This is a genomic window from Lentzea sp. NPDC055074, from assembly GCF_053608005.1.
Genome location: NZ_JBSGUQ010000011.1, coordinates 70,941 through 89,727, shown reverse-complemented (window position 1 = coordinate 89,727; position 18,787 = coordinate 70,941). Strand labels below are relative to the sequence as shown.

General features: G+C 69.9%; 18 protein-coding genes. 7 read left to right on the top strand and 11 right to left on the bottom strand.

Translation table 11 applies throughout. The features are described from left to right. Positions 1-3: 3 nt before the first annotated feature. Positions 4-990, top strand: coding sequence for an alpha/beta fold hydrolase (locus ACWF7A_RS24665; protein WP_452252838.1), 987 nt, complete (start codon positions 4-6; stop codon positions 988-990). Here the strand turns inward: ACWF7A_RS24665 and ACWF7A_RS24660 are convergent. Together ACWF7A_RS24660 and ACWF7A_RS24655 are read right to left on the bottom strand one after the other, a co-directional pair. Further along, a complete protein-coding gene (locus tag ACWF7A_RS24660) occupies positions 974-2,398 on the bottom strand; it encodes an amidohydrolase family protein (RefSeq protein ID WP_452252837.1) in 1,425 nt (474 codons plus the stop codon). The genes ACWF7A_RS24665 and ACWF7A_RS24660 overlap by 17 nt on opposite strands. 86 nt (positions 2,399-2,484) lie before the next feature. After that, positions 2,485-3,540: a sugar ABC transporter substrate-binding protein gene (locus tag ACWF7A_RS24655; RefSeq protein WP_452252836.1), complete on the bottom strand. Its 1,056-nt coding sequence runs from the start codon at positions 3,538-3,540 to the stop codon at positions 2,485-2,487. Positions 3,541-3,680: 140 nt separating this feature from the next. Here ACWF7A_RS24655 and ACWF7A_RS24650 point away from each other — a divergent pair, with 140 nt between their 5' ends. Next, on the top strand, positions 3,681-5,645 hold the full coding sequence (locus tag ACWF7A_RS24650; protein WP_452252835.1) for a putative bifunctional diguanylate cyclase/phosphodiesterase: 1,965 nt from the start codon (positions 3,681-3,683) through the stop codon (positions 5,643-5,645). Positions 5,646-5,803: 158 nt separating this feature from the next. Here the strand turns inward: ACWF7A_RS24650 and ACWF7A_RS24645 are convergent, their stop codons facing one another. The 4 genes from ACWF7A_RS24645 to ACWF7A_RS24630 form a co-directional block, all read right to left on the bottom strand. After that, a complete protein-coding gene (locus ACWF7A_RS24645; RefSeq protein WP_452252834.1) occupies positions 5,804-7,135 on the bottom strand; it encodes a M28 family peptidase in 1,332 nt (443 codons plus the stop codon). A 54-nt stretch (positions 7,136-7,189) separates the two neighbouring features. Continuing rightward, a complete protein-coding gene (locus ACWF7A_RS24640) occupies positions 7,190-8,209 on the bottom strand; it encodes a YbaB/EbfC family nucleoid-associated protein (protein ID WP_452252833.1) in 1,020 nt (339 codons plus the stop codon). 169 nt (positions 8,210-8,378) lie between these two features. After that, positions 8,379-9,677, bottom strand: a complete 1,299-nt coding sequence (locus ACWF7A_RS24635; protein ID WP_452252832.1) for a PepSY-associated TM helix domain-containing protein — start codon at positions 9,675-9,677, stop codon at positions 8,379-8,381. A gap of 63 nt (positions 9,678-9,740) precedes the next feature. Beyond that, entirely contained in the window at positions 9,741-10,253 is a 513-nt protein-coding gene (locus tag ACWF7A_RS24630; protein ID WP_452252831.1) for a hypothetical protein, read from the bottom strand. A gap of 73 nt (positions 10,254-10,326) precedes the next feature. Here ACWF7A_RS24630 and ACWF7A_RS24625 point away from each other — a divergent pair, with 73 nt between their 5' ends. Continuing rightward, positions 10,327-10,719 (top strand): GNAT family N-acetyltransferase, encoded by a 393-nt coding sequence (locus ACWF7A_RS24625; protein ID WP_452252830.1) that lies wholly within the window; start codon positions 10,327-10,329, stop codon positions 10,717-10,719. On the opposite strand, the gene ACWF7A_RS24620 is transcribed toward ACWF7A_RS24625, so the two are convergent. Next, positions 10,716-11,024: a hypothetical protein gene (locus tag ACWF7A_RS24620; protein WP_452252829.1), complete on the bottom strand. Its 309-nt coding sequence runs from the start codon at positions 11,022-11,024 to the stop codon at positions 10,716-10,718. The genes ACWF7A_RS24625 and ACWF7A_RS24620 overlap by 4 nt on opposite strands. 15 nt (positions 11,025-11,039) lie before the next feature. Further along, positions 11,040-11,612 carry a PadR family transcriptional regulator gene (locus ACWF7A_RS24615; RefSeq protein WP_452252828.1) on the bottom strand — a complete coding sequence of 191 codons (573 nt, stop codon included), beginning with the start codon at positions 11,610-11,612 and terminating at the stop codon, positions 11,040-11,042. A gap of 56 nt (positions 11,613-11,668) precedes the next feature. Here ACWF7A_RS24615 and ACWF7A_RS24610 point away from each other — a divergent pair, with 56 nt between their 5' ends. Then, positions 11,669-12,064: a nuclear transport factor 2 family protein gene (locus tag ACWF7A_RS24610; RefSeq protein WP_452252827.1), complete on the top strand. Its 396-nt coding sequence runs from the start codon at positions 11,669-11,671 to the stop codon at positions 12,062-12,064. On the opposite strand, the gene ACWF7A_RS24605 is transcribed toward ACWF7A_RS24610, so the two are convergent. Then, positions 12,044-13,786 (bottom strand): hypothetical protein, encoded by a 1,743-nt coding sequence (locus tag ACWF7A_RS24605; protein WP_452252826.1) that lies wholly within the window; start codon positions 13,784-13,786, stop codon positions 12,044-12,046. The genes ACWF7A_RS24610 and ACWF7A_RS24605 overlap by 21 nt on opposite strands. Positions 13,787-13,846: 60 nt before the next feature. Then, positions 13,847-14,569 (bottom strand): class I SAM-dependent DNA methyltransferase, encoded by a 723-nt coding sequence (locus ACWF7A_RS24600; RefSeq protein WP_452252825.1) that lies wholly within the window; start codon positions 14,567-14,569, stop codon positions 13,847-13,849. A gap of 114 nt (positions 14,570-14,683) precedes the next feature. On the opposite strand from ACWF7A_RS24600, the gene ACWF7A_RS24595 reads away from it, so the two are divergent. Together ACWF7A_RS24595 and ACWF7A_RS24590 are read left to right on the top strand one after the other, a co-directional pair. Then, entirely contained in the window at positions 14,684-15,496 is an 813-nt protein-coding gene (locus ACWF7A_RS24595; protein WP_452252824.1) for a hypothetical protein, read from the top strand. Further along, complete coding sequence (locus ACWF7A_RS24590) at positions 15,442-17,046, top strand: hypothetical protein (protein ID WP_452252823.1); 1,605 nt, start codon at positions 15,442-15,444, stop codon at positions 17,044-17,046. The genes ACWF7A_RS24595 and ACWF7A_RS24590 overlap by 55 nt, the downstream gene beginning before the upstream one ends. Here ACWF7A_RS24590 and ACWF7A_RS24585 read toward each other — a convergent pair. Beyond that, a complete protein-coding gene (locus tag ACWF7A_RS24585; RefSeq protein WP_452252822.1) occupies positions 17,025-17,570 on the bottom strand; it encodes a nucleotidyltransferase domain-containing protein in 546 nt (181 codons plus the stop codon). The genes ACWF7A_RS24590 and ACWF7A_RS24585 overlap by 22 nt on opposite strands. A gap of 191 nt (positions 17,571-17,761) precedes the next feature. On the opposite strand from ACWF7A_RS24585, the gene add reads away from it, so the two are divergent. Further along, positions 17,762-18,763 carry an adenosine deaminase gene (add, locus tag ACWF7A_RS24580; protein ID WP_452252821.1) on the top strand — a complete coding sequence of 334 codons (1,002 nt, stop codon included), beginning with the start codon at positions 17,762-17,764 and terminating at the stop codon, positions 18,761-18,763. Positions 18,764-18,787 lie beyond the last annotated feature (24 nt).

The window sequence follows — 18,787 nt, the reverse complement described above, 5'->3', positions numbered from 1 at the left end:
CCCATGATCAGCAGGCGACAGTTCTCCCAGGCAGTGGCCGTGGCCGGCCTCGCGGCACCCCTCGTGACGACCGCGACCGCGCACGCCTCCGCACCGTCCTGGGGTCCGGTCGAGCAGGTCCGGGCCGGCCTGCTCGACATCGGCTACGTGGAGATGGGCCCGGCGGACGGTCCCGTCACGATCCTGCTGCACGGCTGGCCCTACGACGTGCACAGCTACGTCGACGTGGCACCGGCCCTGGCCGCACGGGGCCAGCGCGTCCTCATCCCGTACCTGCGCGGCTACGGCCCCACCCGCTTCCTGCACGCGCGCACGGTGCGCAACGGCCAGCAGTCCGCCCTCGCCGCCGACGTCATCGCGTTCATGGACGCCCTGAAGATCCGCAAGGCGACCGTCGCCGGGTTCGACTGGGGCGCGCGGACCGCGTGCATCACCGCGGCGCTCTGGCCGGACCGGGTGAAGGCGCTCGTGTCGGTCAGCGGCTACCTCGTCGTCAACCTCCAGCAGAACCAGGAACCGTTGTCCCCGCAGGCGGAGCTCGGCTGGTGGTACCAGTACTACTTCGCGACCGACCGGGGCGTGAAGGGCTACGAGCAGAACTCCTACGAGTTCAACAAGCTCATCTGGAAGCTCGCCTCACCTCAGTGGAACTTCGACGAGGCGACCTACGCCCAGAGCGCGACGGCCTGGAAGAACCCCGACCACGTCGCCATCGTCATCCACAACTACCGCTGGCGCCTGCAGCTCGCACAGGGCGAGCACCGCTACGACGGGCTCGAGCGCAAGCTGCAGGCCAAGCCGGTGATCAGCGTCCCGACCATCACGATCGCCAGCGACTTCGACGGGCCGAACAAGGACGGCATGGCCTACCGCAAGCAGTTCAGCGGCCGCTACGAGCACCGGATCCTCGACGGCATCGGGCACAACGTGCCGCAGGAGGCCCCGGAGGCGTTCACCAAGGCCGTGCTCGACATCAGCTCGGGGGCGTGAGGATCCCGCCCGCGGTCGTGCGGATGCGCAACGAGGAGGTCCGCGCGTCCCGCACGATCCGGTCGACGTCGTAGGCCACGAGACGGCCGTCGCGCTTGACGATGCGGCCGTCCGAGAACACCGTGTCCACGTTGGCCGCGGTCGCCGCCTGCACCAGCGTCGTCTCGAACAACCCGCCGGGTGCGAGGTTGATGTCGTTGGCGCGCAACAGGACCACGTCCGCGCGCTTGCCGACGGTGATCGACCCGGTGACGTCGCCGAGTCCCAGCGCGCGGGCGCCGTTGAGCGTCGCCATCTCCAGGACGTCGCGGAACCCGACCTCGGGCAGACCGGCGGAAGGTGTTCCGGCCCAGGGGATGCCGGTGGTCCAGACGAGGCGCATCGCCTCGAACAGGTCCGACGGCGCGATGGACGAGGCGTCCGACGACAGCGACACCGGCACCCCGGCCCGGCGGAACCGCAGCAGCGCGTCCCGGGGGTCGCCCGCGGCCCCGAGCCGGAACTCCGAGTGCGGCGACCACGACAGCGGTGTCCCGGTCCGCGCCATGATCTCCATGTCGCTGTCCAGCGCCGTGACGTAGTGACACAGCAACGTCTTGGGGCCGAGCCAGCCGCGTCGTTCGTAGTCGGCGGCGTCCACGATCCGGGGCGGCGACTGGCCCGCGTGGATCGCCACCGGCAGACCGCGTCCCACCACGCCCTCCATGTCCGCGAAGAACGCCGGCTGGTCGCTCTGCGACAGCCCGCGCACGCACACACCCAGGTGCACCAGGCCGTCGAACGCGGTGCCGCCCGTGAAGTACTGCTGTCGCACACGATCCACGTCCGTCAGGTCCATCGGCACGTCCCGCGGCATCTGGTCGACGTGGCCGTACGAGAACCTGGCGCGCAGCAGGCCATCACGGTGCGCGCGCAGCTCGGCGTCGGCGTGCGCGGGGGACCGGGTGTTGTTGGACCAGTTGTGGACGGTGGTCACGCCCGCGTTCGCCAGTTCGGCGAGTCCGAGCAGGACGCTGCGGTAGACGTCCGCTGGTTCGTACAACGTGGAGGTCGCCCGTTTCGCCGCGAAGTACGGGAAGCCGTCGGCCACGAAGTTGCGGCCCAGCGAGCTCCACATGTGGTGGTGGGTGTTGACGAAGCCGGGCATGACGATCATGCCGGTCGCGTCGACGACCTTCGCGCCCCGCGCGTCCAGGTCGGGCCCGACGCCGGCGATCCTGCCGTCGTCGATCAGGACGTCCGCGCGGGGCAACACCCCGAGCGTCCTGTCGACGGTGACGACGGCACCACCGCGGATCAGGTAGCGGCCGTGGCGCGAGTGCTCGGTGTCCGCGCTCGCGACGCCGGTGGTGGCGGACGCGGCCAGTGCCACGCCGAGGGATTTCGTGAGCGTCCGGCGGGTGATCATGCGACCTCCAGGAGACGGGTGGCCGCCATGCTCGCCGACCGGTCAGCCGCCTGTCACCGCGTGCGGGAGCCGCTGCGCCGCCTGGCTCAGCGCGCCTGGTCCAGTGGACGGAGGTACTTCAGCGAGTGCGTCGTGAGGTCCTCGATCCGCGGCCGCGCGGCCTCCAGCCGGGTGGCCTCACTCGACTGACGCCGGATGATCTCGTCCACGGTGGACGCCTGCACCAGCAGTCCGGGTGCGACGAACCAGCCCTCGGGCAGGCTCCGGCCGCTCTTCGCGTGCTGGGCGAGCATCCACCCGGCCACCGCGCCCTTGAGGAAGTGCTCGGCCGAGATCGTCGCGAACAGATGACCCTCCTTGACGCCCTGCAACGCCTTCGGGTCGATGCTGAACGCCGCGGCCAGCCACTTCGCGTTCTTCTCCGCGTGCACGGCCGCGAGGTTGATCGCGTCGACGTCACCGGCGCCCAGCAACGCGAGGGCGTCCTGGTTCGCGTCGGCCAGCCGCTGCCACGTCGCGAGGTTCGTGGTCTGGTCGCGGCCGGTGTCGAGCGGGCCGATGACCTGCACCTTCGGCAGCCGTTCGGCGAGCCGGGCCCGCATCCCGAGCGCCCGCTGGTCCAGCGCGGGCATGGCGGGGGAGTTGCTGCCGATCACGATCTTGCCCGCCGCGTCCGGGGGCAACCGGTCGGCTGTCGCGTCCGCGAGCATCGTGCCCAGCTCGAAGCCGTCGTTCTCGATCATGAGCTTGACCCCGCTGCCCGGCGCGACCTGGCCGCCGGCCACGGCCATCACCGGGATGCCCTGCCCGACCACCTCGGCCATCGGCTCGGCCACGAGCTCCGGCGCCACCGCGGACACCCCGATGCCGCCCTTGGCGCGCGTGGCGAGGTCCCTCAGCAGTTCGACCTGCTCGAGGCCGTCGTGCGTGTCCGGTCCCGTCACCTCGGCCCGGGCACCGCCCGCGATCGCCACACCCGCCTGGAAACCCTCGGCCATCTCCCGGGAGAAGTCGCGACTGTTGTTCTGGGCGAGGAACCCGATTGTGGGCGGGTCATCGGACGTCTCCGCCGCCGTGCATCCGCTCACCCCCGTCACCGCGAGCAAAACCGCAGGCAGGACGGCACGGACAGCGCGGACCATGGAAAAGCTCCATCAGTTGGTCGTGGAAAGCACGCAAGGTTAGTGCACGGATACTCGTTGTGTCGGCTTGCGTGGAATCCTTTGGCTGCGTACCAATAGCACCTTCGCCGGAAAGCGATGTCCACGTGAGGCGCCAATAGATGCTGTCCAACTGGGTCGAGGCTCGCACCACCGTGCAGACGACCGTCATCAGCCTGACGGTCGGCCTCGCCGCGCTGGCGGGCCTCGCGTTGTGGACGAGCCTGAGCATGCAGCAGGCCGCCACCCACCTGCACGAGCTGAACGAGGCCAGTGACCACTGGGGTCTGGTCGTCCAGAACGTCGACGTCGCCGACCACGCCCTCACCGACTACGTCCGGTCCGGCACGCCGGTGATGCGCCAGCCCGTCTCCAACGCCGCCGGTGCCGCCGACGAGAGCCTGCGCTGGCTGCGCGCCCGCGGTGCTCCCGCCGACGTCCGCGCGGCCACGATCGTCGGTGACCTCTACGGCGACTACACCGGTCTGCTGCGCGAGACGGTCGCGGCAGGCGACCGGGGCGACGCCGCCGCGGCGCTGCGGAAGGGGTACGAGGCCGAGCTGACGCTGGTGTCGTTGCGCAAGCAGCTCTCCACGGCCGTGCAGCTCAAACGCCTGGAGACCACCGACTACCTGCGCGCCGCGGAGCTGCGCAACGGCAACCTCCGGATCGCCGCGATCATCGCGTTCGTCGTCGACCTCGGCCTCGTCGGGCTGTGCGGCGTCGTGCTGCTCGGCCACCGCCGCAAGATCCTGCGCCAGGCGGCCAGGAGCGAGCACGAGGCGATGCACGACGCGCTGACCGGCCTCGCCAACCGCACGTTGCTGACCCAGCGCACCACGCAGGCCATCCGCCGCAGCAACCAGACCGGTGACCCGCTCGGCCTGTTCCTGATCGACCTCAACCGCTTCAAGCCGATCAACGACACCCTCGGCCACGCGTTCGGCGACCGGCTCCTGCAGCTCGTCGCCACCCGCCTGACCGGCGCCGTCCGCGAGGTCGACACCGTGGCGAGGCTCGGCGGTGACGAGTTCGCCGTCCTGCTGCCGTCCGTGAGCACGCCCGCGAACGCCCTGATCGTCGCCGAACGCGTGCACCGCGCGCTGGACGAGGCCGTCGACCTCGACGGGCTCTCGGTCGACGTCGGCTGCAGCATCGGCGTCGCGCTGTACCCGACGGACTCCGCTGACGCGCACGAGCTGCTCCAGCACGCGGACATCGCGATGTACACGGCCAAGCGCGCCCGTCAGGGCACGTCGGTCTACGAGCCGGGCCTCGACCAGCACAACGCGGCCCAGCTCACCGTGATCAGCGACCTGCGCCGCGCCATCGACCAGGCCGAGCTCGTCCTGCACTACCAGCCGAAGGCCGACCTGCGCACCGGCACGGTCTGCGGCGCCGAGGTCCTGTGCCGCTGGCAGCACCCGCGCCTCGGCCTGCTCGGCCCGGACCGGTTCATCCCGGCGGCCGAGGAGACCGGCCTCATCGAGCCGCTCACGCGGTACGTGCTCGACCACGCCCTGGCCCAGTGCCACACCTGGCACCTCACCGGCTGGGACGTCCCGATCTCGGTCAACGTCGGCGCGCAGTGCCTGCAGGACAGGACGTTCCCCGAGCAGGTCGCCGCCTCGCTGGAACGCCACGGCCGCCCGCCGGGCGTGCTGACCCTGGAGATCACCGAAAGCGCGATCATCGCCGACCCGCACCGCGCGACCGACGTGCTGACGCGGCTGCGGGAGCTGGGCGTGCGCCTGTCGATCGACGACTTCGGCACCGGCTACTCGTCCATCGCCTACTTGCGCACGATGCCGGTGCACGAGATGAAGATCGACCGTTCGTTCACCACGAACATGCGCTCGGACTCGTCCAGCGGCGCCATCACCCGCTCGTTGCTCGGGCTCGCGCACAACCTGGAGCTGGAGGTCGTGGCCGAGGGCGTCGAGGACGAGGAGACGTGGACCGCCCTCGCCGCCCTGGGCTGCGACATCGTGCAGGGGTACTGCCTGAGCAAACCGCTGCCCGCGGACGAGTTCGCCGTGTGGCTGCGGGACCGGATGCTCAACGAGCTGATCGCACCGGCGCCCTAAGGCGTGTCCCGGAAGTCCCGTCGGGCGGCAGTGGCGGCCGAGGGCCACGGAGACGGCATCGCCGCGACGTCCTCATCGGGCGTATTCGGGCGTCGCGGCGGTGCCGTCTCCAGGCCTCCCGCCCGCGCGTGCCACCAGACGAACTTCCGGGACACGCCCTAGCGCTGACTGGCGAGCCGGTACGCGGCCGCCCCGATCAGCTCCAGCGACACCTGCAGCCGTTCGGGGCTGATGTTGTCGCGGATCGTGTCCTCCGGCGTGTGGTAGATCGGCTCCAGCTGGGCAGGTCCGCCCTCACCGCGCCAGCTGAAGTTCGCCGACGCCATGCCCTTCTCGTGGAACGGCACGTGGTCGCTCGACCCGCGCGCCACCGGTCCGTGCACCCGCGGGTCGTAGCCGAGCCGTCCGGCCGCGGCGCGGACCGCGGCCGTCGTCGCGTTGTCGGCGCCGTCCACGGACAGCAGCCAGTACGCCGTGGCCGGGTCGTGGCTGGTGGCGACCATGTCGTTCTGGAACACGCCCTTGATCCGAGCGATCTCCTCGGGCGGCAGCTGCGAGACGTAGTGCCGCGAGCCGAGCAGGCCCTGTTCCTCCGAGCCCCACAACGCGAACCGCAGCGCCTTGTTCGTGGGCAGGTGCCGCAGGACGCGGGCCAGTTCGAGGCAGAGGACCGTGCCGCTGCCGTCGTCGTTGGCGCCCGGTGAGCCCGGCACGGTGTCGTAGTGCGCGGTGACCATCACGACCCCGTTGTCGCGCCACGGGAACGTCGCCGGGCGGTCCGCGATCACGTTGTAGGACGTCAGGTTCGGGTGGTGGACGGTGCTGATCGTCAGCTCGCCGGAGCCCTGCGCGCGCAGCTTCTCGGTGTGCACCTGGGCGAGACCGATCACCGGCACCGCGACGTCGCGGTCGAGCGCGGGGGAGAAGGCGCTGGACTTGCTCGCCGTCGCGGAGATCCGGCCGAGGACGACGGCCACCGCGCCGCGTTCGATCGCCGCGTGCGTCGGAGCGGAGCCGGCGGGGGCGTTGACGTAGAACGCGATCTTGCCGGTGAGGTCCGGCAGCGCGCCGTCGACGACCTCGACGAACGGGGCCTTGACCGTGACGCCGAGGGTGCCGAAGCGTGAGGCTCCCGCCTGCCACTGGCCGTTGACCTCGGCGAGGTACTTGTCCGGCACGGTGAACGGCTGCGTCGTCACCTGGTACCGCAACGCCTTGAGCTCGCGGACGAGGTAGTCGCGCGCCCGGTGCTCGGACGCGGTGCCGCCGATGCGCGGCCCGATCTTGTCGCTCAGGACCCTGAGGTGTTCCAGCGCGTTGCGCGCCCGAACCCTGGCCACCACGGGGAAGTCGCCGAGGTGCAGGTCCGGCGGGTGCGAGGCGCCCGGCCGTTGTTCGGTGGCCGCGAGCGCGCTCGCGGGATCGGCCACGACAGCGGCCACCCCGGCCGCCGCTGCGAAGAAGTCACGTCTGCGCAAGTCGTCCCCCATCTCCCGAAGTTCTCAGGGCGAACGTAGGCAGGACGACCGGCGCGCGACAAGCGACTAGTGGCTGGCTTTCACCATCTGGTCGTCGGCGTGGTCCAGGACGAGGTCCTCGACCTGTCTGCGCGCGTCGGCCCGTGCCTTCTGCACGCACGCCATCAGCTGTGCCGCGAGCACTTCCGGTTCGAGAGCACGCACCTCGGGGCTCAGCGTGATGCCCGTCGTGAGGCCGTTCGAGTCGACCGTGACGCTGATGCCGCCGCGCGTGGCCTCACCGCTGACGGCCGCGAGCAGCGTGACCAGGTCGAGGTACCGGCGCTGCTCGCGTTCGGCGGCGGCGTCGCGGCGCTCCGCCCACCACTCGATCCGGCGGCGCAGCAAGGCCTGCACGGTCGCCGGGTCGGCGACGGGCACCGTCCACGAGCCGGACGAGGTGTGCAGCACGATCGCGTGCGACTGCGCCGTCACGCGGAGGACGCGGGCGAACGAGACCCCGGAGTCGACCCGGGATCCCTCCCGCGTGGTCCAGTCGGCGCGTTCGGTGCCGATCACCAGGCGCGTGCCGCGGTGCACCAGCACGAGCGGGAACGCCGTCGAACCGAGCTCGAGCACGGGGGAGGAGAGCAACGAGCGGTGGGCCAGCCGGGCGAGCGCGCTCGCGGAGCCCGCGCCGAGAACTCCGGCCGCGCACAACGCCTTCACCGCGATCGCCGCGCCGGGACTGAGCCTCAGGGCGATGCCGGAACCCGGCAGCACACCGAGCACGAGCTGCGCCGTGGTCATCAGGGTGGTGGCGGGCAGCCACGAGTGCGGGTCGCTCAACCCGTTGCGCCGCAACCAGGACAGCAACGCCCACGCGCACGCCGCCGCCGCGACGGCCGGAATCGCCGACCACCACGGCATGATCTGCTGTCCGGCCGACGTCATCCCGGCGAGCACGACGCACACGATCCCGATCGCGACGGGCAGGACACCGACGGAGAGCAGCAGCAACGTCCGGGTGCGCCGCCAGCGCGAGGCCAGCGCGTGCACGACCTGGGGATCGTTGATCAGGGGGATGGCGTGGGGGATGAGTGTCATCAGGGCGCCCCTCGTCAGCTCTCCGCCGTCACCGTGGTGTGACGAGCGGGCCGACCAGACTTCCCGGCTCACCTGCCCGTTAATATGCCGTAAATGTCCAGATCAGGCAAGTCCTGTCCATAAAGGACGGTGATGGCGCCGGAGTGGACGCCACCACCGATCCGTTGTGTCAGGCCGTTTTCGCGCGCCTGCCGAGCAGGACGTCGACGACGAGAAAGACCACGAGGCTGATCCCGAGCAGCGGTGCGAACCACCCGGCGAGCAGCGCGCCGGCGCCGAGCCCGATCAGCGCGCCACGCGGGGCCTTGCGCCACTGACCCCGCGGCGTCGGCCGGCCGAACCCGCCCGTGGGCCTGCGCTTCCACCACATGCGGTAGCCGAGTACGACCGATGCAACCAGTCCGCCGCCGATGAGCAGCAGCAACAACTGGTTGGGCCAGCCGAAGAGCACGCCCATGTGCGCGTCGATGCCCCACCGCGTCAGCTTCGCGCCGAGCGGGAAGTCGTCGAACCTGAGCTCGCCGACGATGTTCCCGCCGTGGACCGCGACGGCATCACCCTGCGACGGCAGGCCCTTCTCGATCTCGGCGACCTTCCACGCGCTCCCGGCCTCGGCGGGCAGGCTGATCTCGAGGCCGTTCGCGTCGAGACCCGCGCCCCTCGCGGCACCGAACACCTCGTCGATCTCGCCGGGCCCACCGGTGGGGGTGGAGGAGGAGGTGCCCGACCCGTGGTCGCCGTGGCCCTCGCCGGTGCCGGACATCTTCAACGTCGGTGTGGACCAGCCGACCGCGGTGCGCAGCATCGCGACGTTCTCACCGGCGTACGCCGACCACGTGAGACCCGTGGCGGACAGGAACAACGCGCCCGCGAGCACCCACACACCGATCAGCCCGTGCGTCCGGACGCGCTTGCTCCTGCGGGCCCGCGAGACCCACAGCACCAGGCCGCCCAGCGCGACCACCCAGAGCCAGGACGCGGCCAGTTCGCTGTAGAGACGGCCGGGTTCGCCGAGCATCAGGTTGCGGTGCAGGTGGTCGAGCGTCGTGCGCAGGGGCAGCACGCCGCTCGACCCGTAGACGACGAGATCCCCCGTGACGCGTCCGGTGCCGGGGTCGACGAAGACCGCGCGGCGTTCGGACTCGCCCAGGCCCTCCTCGGAGAACAGGACTCGGGTGGTGGCACCGGGTTCCGGCGCCGGCCGGACCGCGACGAGCGACCCCCGGGGTGAGGTCGAGAGCGCGGCCTCGACCTGCGTCGACAGAGGAAGTTGTTGTGCGGTGGCGGGAACGCGGAGCTGGTCGGAGTAGACCCACGACTCGAGCTGCGGGGTCAGGGCGTAGAGGACACCGGTCAGCGCAGCGATCAGGATGAACGGGCCGACGAGCACGCCGGCGTAGAAGTGCAGGCGCAGGAAGAGTCCCCGCCACGCGAACGACGTGCGTGACGGAGCGGCTGTGGTGGTCATGGCGCTCCAGATGGGCGTGAACAGGTGCAGGACCACTCGGCGAGTGGCCCTGTGAAGGGGGATTCAGACCTGTTCAGCCGGAGGACCGCGCCACGACAGCACGTCCAGGAGCACGATCGCGGCCGGCGCGAGCGAAGGCGTGGCGACGACCAGGGGAGCGGTGGCGGGCAGGACGGTGAGCCTGCGGGGGAGTGCCGCCGCGACGGCACGGGCGAGCGCGAGGACGGTCCGTTCGGCGACGGTGAGCACGACGACCGTGAGCGCGGTCGCCAGGACGTGCGAGGCGAGCATCCGCGACGGCTCGGCCTCGTGCACGTGCCCGAACGCGGCGAGCGACACCAGGACGTGCATCGCGAGCTGCCCGCCGCCGATCAGCAGGAGCAGCCGCTGCCAGGTGAGCTCGCGCCGGGCGAACCCGGTCGTCGCCCACGTGAGCAGCGCGACCAGCGAGAACACCAGTCCCGCGTCCGGCAGCCGACCATCCGCGCTGGAGTGCGCGAGCACCGCGAGACTGCCGTTGACGACACCGACGGCAGCGCAGCGCGCACGGCGCAGCGGAGCGGTCGGCAGGGGCATGACCAGGAGCTTAACCGCAGATTCGGCCGAAACTACCGCTACGAAAGTGGAGCGGAGTTGGTTCAATGCGCGGGTGATTTCGTACAGCGCGGACCTCAGCGGTCTCACCGAGAACGATCTCGCCGGGTTCTTCGTCGGCTGGCCCACGCCGCCGTCGCCCGCCCAGCACCTCGCCGTGCTGCACGGGAGCTACCGCGTGGTGATCGCGCGCTCGGACGGGGACGTCGTCGGCTTCGTGAACATGATCAGCGACGGCGTGCTGACCGCGTTCATCCCGTGGCTGGAGGTGCTGCCCGCCCATCAGGGGCAGGGCATCGGCGCGGAGCTGGTGCGCCGGGTCGTGGCCGAGGCGGCGAACCTGTACTCGGTGGACCTCACGTGCGACGACGAACTGCGGCCGTACTACGAGCGCCTCGGCATGACCGCGCTGACCGGGATGGGGCTGCGCAACCGCGCCGCTCTCTAGATCCCTTCCAGGTCCAGCGTCTGCTGGTGCGGGCCGCCGGTGAACGAGCTGGTGAGCAACCCGGCGCTGCGGCACCGTCCGCACGTCACCGGTGAGGTCGTCGCCTTGAACCGGGTGAAGTCCCAGCTGCCCGTGCCGACGTGGCAGCCGGGGCCGGGCACCTCCAGCCCGAGCCAGCCCTGCAACCGGACGGCGTGCACGACGTCGGACCCCTCGAGGTAGCCGTTGAGCCGCCCCGCGAACCGGTTTCGCGCCTCCGCCGCCGGCGCGCCGAGTGCCTCCTGCAAAGCCGAGATGCCGTTCATGAACCCGATTCAACCTCACCCGGCCGTGTCGAGCCGGGCACCACGCCGCTCCAGCACGGTGAGGCTCCGCGCACACCACCGGACGTTGTCCCGCTCGAACGACAAGCCTCGCAACAACGTCAGGTACGGCCCGACCCGCTCGGCGGTGGCGAGGAAGTCCTCCTCCGCCTGGTCGCCGAGCAGCTTGGCCCGCAGCCGTTCGTACCGCGCGATCTTCGCCTCGGCCCACTGCTTGCGTTCCCGGATCGACGCCTTGACCGCCTCCACGTCACCCGAGTCCGCCGCCAGCACGGCCACCAGCAGCTCGTCCCGGATCGCGGTCGGCTTGTGCTGCGCGGCCGTGAACCTCGTCAGCTCCTCGCGCCCCTGCTCGGTCAACGAGAACAGGCGCTTGGTCGGCCGCCGCTCCTGCTCGACCGTCCTGGCGACGATCAGCCCGTCCGCCTCCATCCGGTCGAGCTCCCGGTAGAGCTGCTGCGGGGTGCAGATCCAGAAGTTCGCCACGGAGGCGTCGAACGCCTTGGCCAGGTCGTAGCCGGACGACTCACCGTCGAGCAGAGCGGCCATCACGGCGTTGCGCAGCGACATAGCAGCAGGTTACGGTGCATCGACCTAGTCAACAAGTTGAGTATTGGGAGTGGGCTGTGCACGCATTCCGCAAGGCCGTCGAGGCACGCGACACCGACGCCATGGCGGCGTGCCTGGCCGACGACGTCGTGTTCACGAGCCCCGTCGCGTTCTCGCCGTACCCCGGCAAGCCGATCACCGCGGCGATCCTGCGCGGCGTCATGCGGGTGTTCGAGAACTTCCGCTACGAGCGCGAGATCGTCGACGGGCAGAACCTCGCGCTCGTGTTCCGGACCGAGGTGAACGGCAAGGAGATCCAGGGCTGCGACTTCCTGCACCTCGACGAGAACGGGCTGATCGACGAGTTCACCGTCATGGTGCGGCCGCTGTCCGGCGCCCAGGCGTTGTCCGAGGCCATGGCTGCGCAGTTCGAGCAGATCAAGGCCGAGGCGCTAGAAGCGTTCAACTCCTAACGCGGTCAACGCCAGGTCGAGGTTGCTCAACCCCTGCAGGTTGCGCCCGGTCTGCGCGTGCAGCTCGACGATCGCCACGTTGCGCTGGTCGTCGGCCGACATCTTCTTCAACGCCTTGTCGTCGCGGATCCCGGTCTCCCGCAGGAACACCATGACCGCGCCGACGCCGGCGAGATCGGCGTCGTTGTAGGCCTGGTAGTCGGTCTGGTTGCTCAGCGAGGTCATGACGACGATCAGCGTGTTGCGCATGTCGTCGCGGGACATGGTGTTGAGCTGGTGCTGGGTGCGGAACCTGCCCGCCAGCAGCACTCCGCGTCCGTAGAACGGCGTCGAGCCCGGCCGCCTGCCGCGGGTGGCGAGGTCGCCGCCCAGCGCGATCTCGGCCAGCTGCAGGTTCGTGAAGCCCTGCAACGCCTGTCCCGCACCGGTTTGCGCGTGCAGCTCGACGATCGCCACGTTGCGCTGGTCGTCGGACGTCATGGCCTTGAGCGCCGCGTCGTCGCGCAGTCCGTTGCGGCGCAGGAAGACCATCACCGCGCCCATGCCGGCCAGGGTGTCGTTGTCGTAGCGCTGGTAGTCGTTCTGCTTGCTCAGCGACGTCATGACGACGATCAGCGTGTTGCGCATGTCGTCGCGGGTCATGCCGTTGAGCTGGTGCTGGGTGCGGAAGCCGCCCGCCAGCAGGACTCCGCGGATCGGGAACGAGACGACCGACTCCGCGCGGACCTCGACGTCCGCGAAGTCCTCGCTCACCCCGGTGAACCGCAACGCGAAGTTGCCCGCGGGACAGGCCCAGTCGGTGTTCCGCAGATCGGCCACGCCGTCGTAGCGCACCCGGCCGTCGGCGTTGCGCGAGTGCACGACCAGCCCCTCGACCCCGATGCCCTGGTCGTAGGTCCCACGCGCGGCACGGCGGAACTCCACGAGGAACGTCCGCCCGTCGCGCCGCTGGGACGGCACGGCGAGCAGCACCGGCTTGCCCGAGCCCGGTGAGGTGTAGTCGGGCTTGTACAGCCGTGTCCTCGCCGGAAGCACGCGGACGTGCGTCACCGACGAGCTGTCGCGGAACCTCGGATCGCCGTACAGGTGCGCGCCCGGCAGCAGCGGCCCGACGATGAGGTTGGCCGGCACGCCCACGTGCGGGAACTGCTTGTTCGGGCCGCCGTCCGGCAGCGCCGGCTTGGACGTGCGGACCCAGCTCTGGTCGCCCGGCGCCGTGGGCCCGTAACCGCGGGCGCTCATCACGGAGTACGGCGAGGCGTACTCGCGGCCGGTGGCGTCGAGCTCGTGGGCGAGGCCGTAGCCGTGCCCGACCTCCTGACACGCCACGTCGAACGGCGTGATCGAGTCGACCACCGTCACGAGGATCTTCTTCTGCTGCCCGCCAGGGCCCGGCACCAGCACCTCGCCGCCGCCCCACCAGCCGGTCGGCCGCGCGAGCCAGATCAGCAGGACGTCCGTGTGCACCCAGTCGACCGCGGTGGCGGCCTTCACGACGGCCTCGTGCAGCTTCGCCCGCTTGTCGTTGTCGGACACCGGGATCGGGTCGGGAATCTGCACCGGGTCGTACACCTGGCTGCTCACGTCGAACAGCCCGCGTGAGGACCGCCACCAGAAGTCGCCCATGCCGTGGTCGACGCCCGGCCGCATCCAGTTCTCGAACTGCTCGCGCGACCAGACGCTGTCCGCGGCCGCGTACCGCACCGGAACGACTGCGATCATCGTCGCCTCCTCTGTGCCGCCTGAGTGGACACAGAGGAACTCGGTTGTCGTCCAAGAACGTTACGCGGCTCTTTCGTACACGCTCACGTGCCGCGCGCTGTCCGCGACGAACGGTTCGCCGTTCCAGCCACCGTGCCGCGAGCGCAGCCGCAGCCCGGCGATCCGCGCCATGAGATCGAACTCGGACGGGTACGACAGCCGCTGCCGGATCGCGCCGAACCGGATGCCGTCCACGCCGATGTGCACGTGGTTCTCGTCGAGCATCTGGGTGACGGGGTCGTACCGGTTGACGTCGAGGTCGACGTGGTCGACCTCGACGGCCTCCACGTCGATGAACTGGTGGCGTTCCCGCGCAGCCCAGCTCGGCACCCCGCACTCGATCACGAACACGCCGTCCGCGGTGAGGTGGCGTGCCGCGTTCTCGAAGCACCGCACCTGGTCGTCCTGCGTGAGCAGGTTGGTGATCGTGTTGTACACCAGGTACACCAACGGGTACGTGCGGCCGGTGCCCGCTCTGGACATGTCGCCGAGGACCACGTCGATGTCGTCGCCGCCGGGTTTCTCCCGCATGCGCGCGACCATGTCGGGGGAGAGCTCGACGCCGTCCACCTCGACACCGGACTCCCTGAGCGGCAACGCGATGCGGCCCGTTCCGACCGCGAACTCCAGCGCGCTCTCGCCGAAGTTTCTGAGGAACCGCACGGTGTCGGCTTCGTCGCCGCGCGGTGAGTTGTCGTAGTTCTTCGCTGTTTCAGGGCCGAAACTCGGGTTGAATCCCTTCACCCGTCCCACGCTAGCCCGCGTGGCCACCGAGTTTTCGTGACCCTGATCGGGTGAACCGAGTAACGCCGTCTGCCTCACTTCGATTACGGTGACGTGGCCACCGACGAGCATCAGATGACGAACTCCGTGCAGGCCGTGCAGGACAACGGCACCGTCGTGCAGAGCGGTCATGTCGAGAGCTTGACGGTAGAAAGCCGCGATCATCGCACGGTCCCGATTCTCGTGCTGGTCCTCGCTGTCGTGCTGATCTCGGCTGTCACCATCGCGTGGCTGACGACGAACGCCCCTCCTCGGACAGCCGGTCAGCCGACCGTGCCGAACGGCGCCACGCTCACCGATCCGCTGTCTGCCGAAACGTCCTTCGGTCCTGACAAGTGCGCGTCGGGATGGGTGGCGCCGGACGAAGGCGCGTCATCGATCGACGTGGTCGACGTGCCGCCGGGAGCAGTACTCGGCACCGGTGGGATCGTCGCCGTGACGTTGCAGGGCTTGACCGAGGACATGGCGGTCGTGCTGCAGTCGATGCGTGCGGAGGTGATCAGTCGCAAACCGCCTGCGGAGGGGATCTACCTACCCGGTCAATGCGGTAGTGACATGACGCCGCGGTTCTTCGCCGTGGACCTGTCCACGGCTGCGCCGACGGCGGTTCCCAGAGCAGGCCAGAGCAGCGGCCAGCGCGTGGAGGCGAAGAGCTTCCCTTTCAAGATCGGTCCCAACGACGTGGAGCAGTTCTACGTCACCGTCAACTCGCCGGCGGAGGACGTCGAGTGGGTCCTGTTGGTGCAGTGGAGTTCGGGAACTCGTACAGGCGAGTTCCGCGTCGATGACCACGGCAAGCCGTTTCGCACCACGGCCACGACGAAGGCCACTCGGTGGTGCACGAGTTCCGACGACAACAGGCTGGTGTGGAGGCCGTCGTGCGGCTGATCTGTTGTCTTGCGATTCTCCTCCTGGCCGCCTGTACATCGCCAGTGCCAACGCCTCCCGCGCCGTCAGGCACCGCTCAGTCCTCGGCGGCACCGGCGTTCGGCGCGCCCACCTGGACTCGTCACACCGCTGAGAGCCTGCCGTACGAACGCCTCGAACAAGTCGACGGAGGTGCGGGCTGGAAAGCCGGATTCGTCGTGGTCGGCAGCTACACGCGGCCCGCAGCGCCGAACAGTCGCGGCGTCCAGAACGACATCTTTCCCGCGCTGCACACCTCCGCGGACGGCGAGAACTGGCGTGAGGTCACGGCACTCGCTGGTGTGCGGCAGTTCGCGTGGGGAGGCGCTGCTGCAGGACACGGCGACCACGGATACGTTCTGGGCAACGGAAACCAGGGCCCGACGGTTCTGACGTCGGACGGTGGTGTCTGGTCGAGGATGCCGCTACCCGATGCCCGGGTCTCCGAGGAAGGGACGTCGATCAGCGCTGGCCCACGCGGAGTCGTCGTCGTCGCGTTCGGGAAACGATCCCAGGTGGACGGTCTGCGGGTATGGCACTCGAGCGATGGTGTGACCTTCGGAAAACCGGTTCTGGTACCAGTGCCAGGTCTGTACACCTCGGAGCGGCCCGTGGTGGTCGCGACCGATCGCGGGTTCCTGATTCATCGTTTCAGTGGTACCGGCAATCCGAACAGCGTGCTCCTGTTCGAGTCAGCTGACGGGCGGACCTGGACCGACGTCAGCGCCCAGATCCGCACTCCTCCAAATCTCCGGTTCTCGGCGCTCTACGCGGCTCAGCACAACGGTGCCGTCACCGTCGTGTTCGGCCGGCTGTTCAGCACGGTGGAGAACCAGGCCGTGGACGGAGAAGGTCTGGCCGCGTACTACCGGCGTGATGGTGACATGACCTGGACTGAAGCTTCTGTTGAACCAGGCAGGATGCCGGACGCGGGTGTGGTCCCGCGCGTCGAGCGCGACGTCTACCAGGTGGTGCCTTGGCAGCAGGGTTTCATGGCGCTCGGTGCGACAGGTGCCCTCGCCGTCTGGACTTCGGAAGATGGTGCCAAGTGGAAGAAGACACCTGTCCGAGAGAACGGCTTCGACCAAGTGCAGCGGATGAGATATCTGACCGATGGCGGACTCGGCCTGATGCTGACCGCAGGGCACCACAACCGATCTGGTCCTACCTGGTTCTGGCGCACAGGCGAGGCATCGCCGCGTTCGACCGAGAACCAACCGGCACCGCAAGGGGGTTCCTGGAGCCAGCACGCCGGCAGTTTCAACCTGGACGACAACGGGGACGGCGAGCTTCGATATCAAGTTGCGGGAGTTGACGGAATCGCCGCCTACCGGTCGGTGAAGGTCAAACACATCAGGGCTACCGCACACGGGACGCGGACGATGGAGATCACCGCGTCTGATGATCCGGAGGCCCCGAAGGGGGCACAGATCTCCGCCAAGGTCATCGCACCGGGCGCCGTTCTTCAGTTTCCCGGTGGGAGACAGACGGAGTTCTGCGACAGTACGCACTACGGCGAGTGTGGTGCCTGATCCGTCGCTGAGACGCTGCGGAAGCCGGCTTCTCCTGCGAGCTTCAGGAGCGGTGGGCGACTCAACTCGCGCAGCAGCGCGAGGTCGTGCAGATCCCGTTCCCGAGGCTCGTAGCCCTGGTGGAAGTGCCACTGCTGCTCGGCCGACAGGCACCGCACGGTCGTGCCGAGGATCGTGCCGGTGACGAAGCACGAGGCGGGGTACCGGAACGGTTCGCCGGGCGTCGGCGAGGACTGCTCCGCGCTGCCGTCCTCCGCGTACCGCAACGGGTGCAGGTCGATCTCGCGTCCGCCGGGATCGGTGAGCACGAACCGCACCGGTCGCCACGACAGCGTCTCCGCGAACCCCAGCGCGGCGAGTGCGGCGAGGAGCCGAGGTTCCTGCTCCTCGCGGTGCATGAGGTCGAGGTCGGCGTGCGGGCGCGTCTGCTCGCCCGCCAGCGCGTCGACGCCCCAGCCGCCGCCCACGCACACGTCGAAGTCCCGCAACGCGGCCAAGATCTCCAGCACGTCCTCACCGGTCACGTGCCCCATCGTGCAACCGCGCCGGAAACGCCGCCACCGCATTTCGCGCGCTGCTGCTAGCTTGGGGATCGTGCCGGACTTCAAGCTGCCGCTCTACGGCGCCGACACCGAACGCGGCGACCTCGCTCCCTGAGTCGTCCCGTCCTTCCGCCACGCCCTCTTCACCTTCACCTCGCACGGGGAGCTTCGCCATGCGTTCGTTCGTCCACGCCCTGCCCAAGGTCGAGCTGCACGTCCACCTCGTGGGCTCGGCCGGCCTCGACACCGTCCTGGAGCTCGCCCGGCGCCACCCGGAGGCCGGTGTGCCGGCCGAGCGCGCCGAGCTGGAGCGCTTCTACACGTTCCGGGACTTCGACCACTTCCTCGACGTGTACTGGGCGGTCCAGTCGATGCTGAAGGGCCGTGCCGACGTCCACACCCTCGTCGTCGGCCTGGCCCACGAGCTCGCCCGCCAGAACGTCCGGTACGCCGAGGTCACCGTGACGCCGTACAACCACCTGACGGACGGCATGCCCGGCGACGAGCTGCTGGCGGGCCTCGAGTCCGGCCGGGTGGCCGCGTCGGCGCTGGGCGTCGAGCTGGCCTGGTGCTTCGACGTCCCGGGGGAGAAGGGCCTGGTGGCCGCCAGGGAGACGCTGGCGTTCGCGCTGACCGACCGTCCTGACGGCCTGGTCTCGTTCGGGCTCGGCGGGCCCGAGGTCGCCCGCGCCCCGTTCGCGCCCTTCTTCGGCGCGGCGAGGGAAGCGGGCCTGCACAGCGTGCCGCACGCGGGGGAGACGACCGGCCCGGAGACCATCTGGTCGGCGCTGCGGGACCTGAGGGCCGAACGCATCGGCCACGGCACGAGCTGCCACGAGGACCCGGCGTTGCTGGAACACCTGGCGCTGAAGGGGATCCCGCTGGAGGTGTGCCCGACCTCCAACGTCCGCACGCGACAGGTGGCGTCGATCGAGGCGCATCCCGTGCGGCAGATGCTCGACGCCGGTGTCGTGGTCACGCTCAACACGGACGACCCGCCGTTCTTCGGCGCGACGCTGGAGGGCGAGTACCTGGCGGTGGCCGAGGCGCTCGACCTCGACCGCGCGGAGGTCGCGAAGCTGGCCGAGAACGCCGTGCTGGCCTCGTTCCTGCCCAACGGCCGCAAGACGTCGCTGCTGAACGAGATCGCGGACGTGCTGGCGACGGCCGGCTAGGGCGAACGCGGGAATCGATCGTTT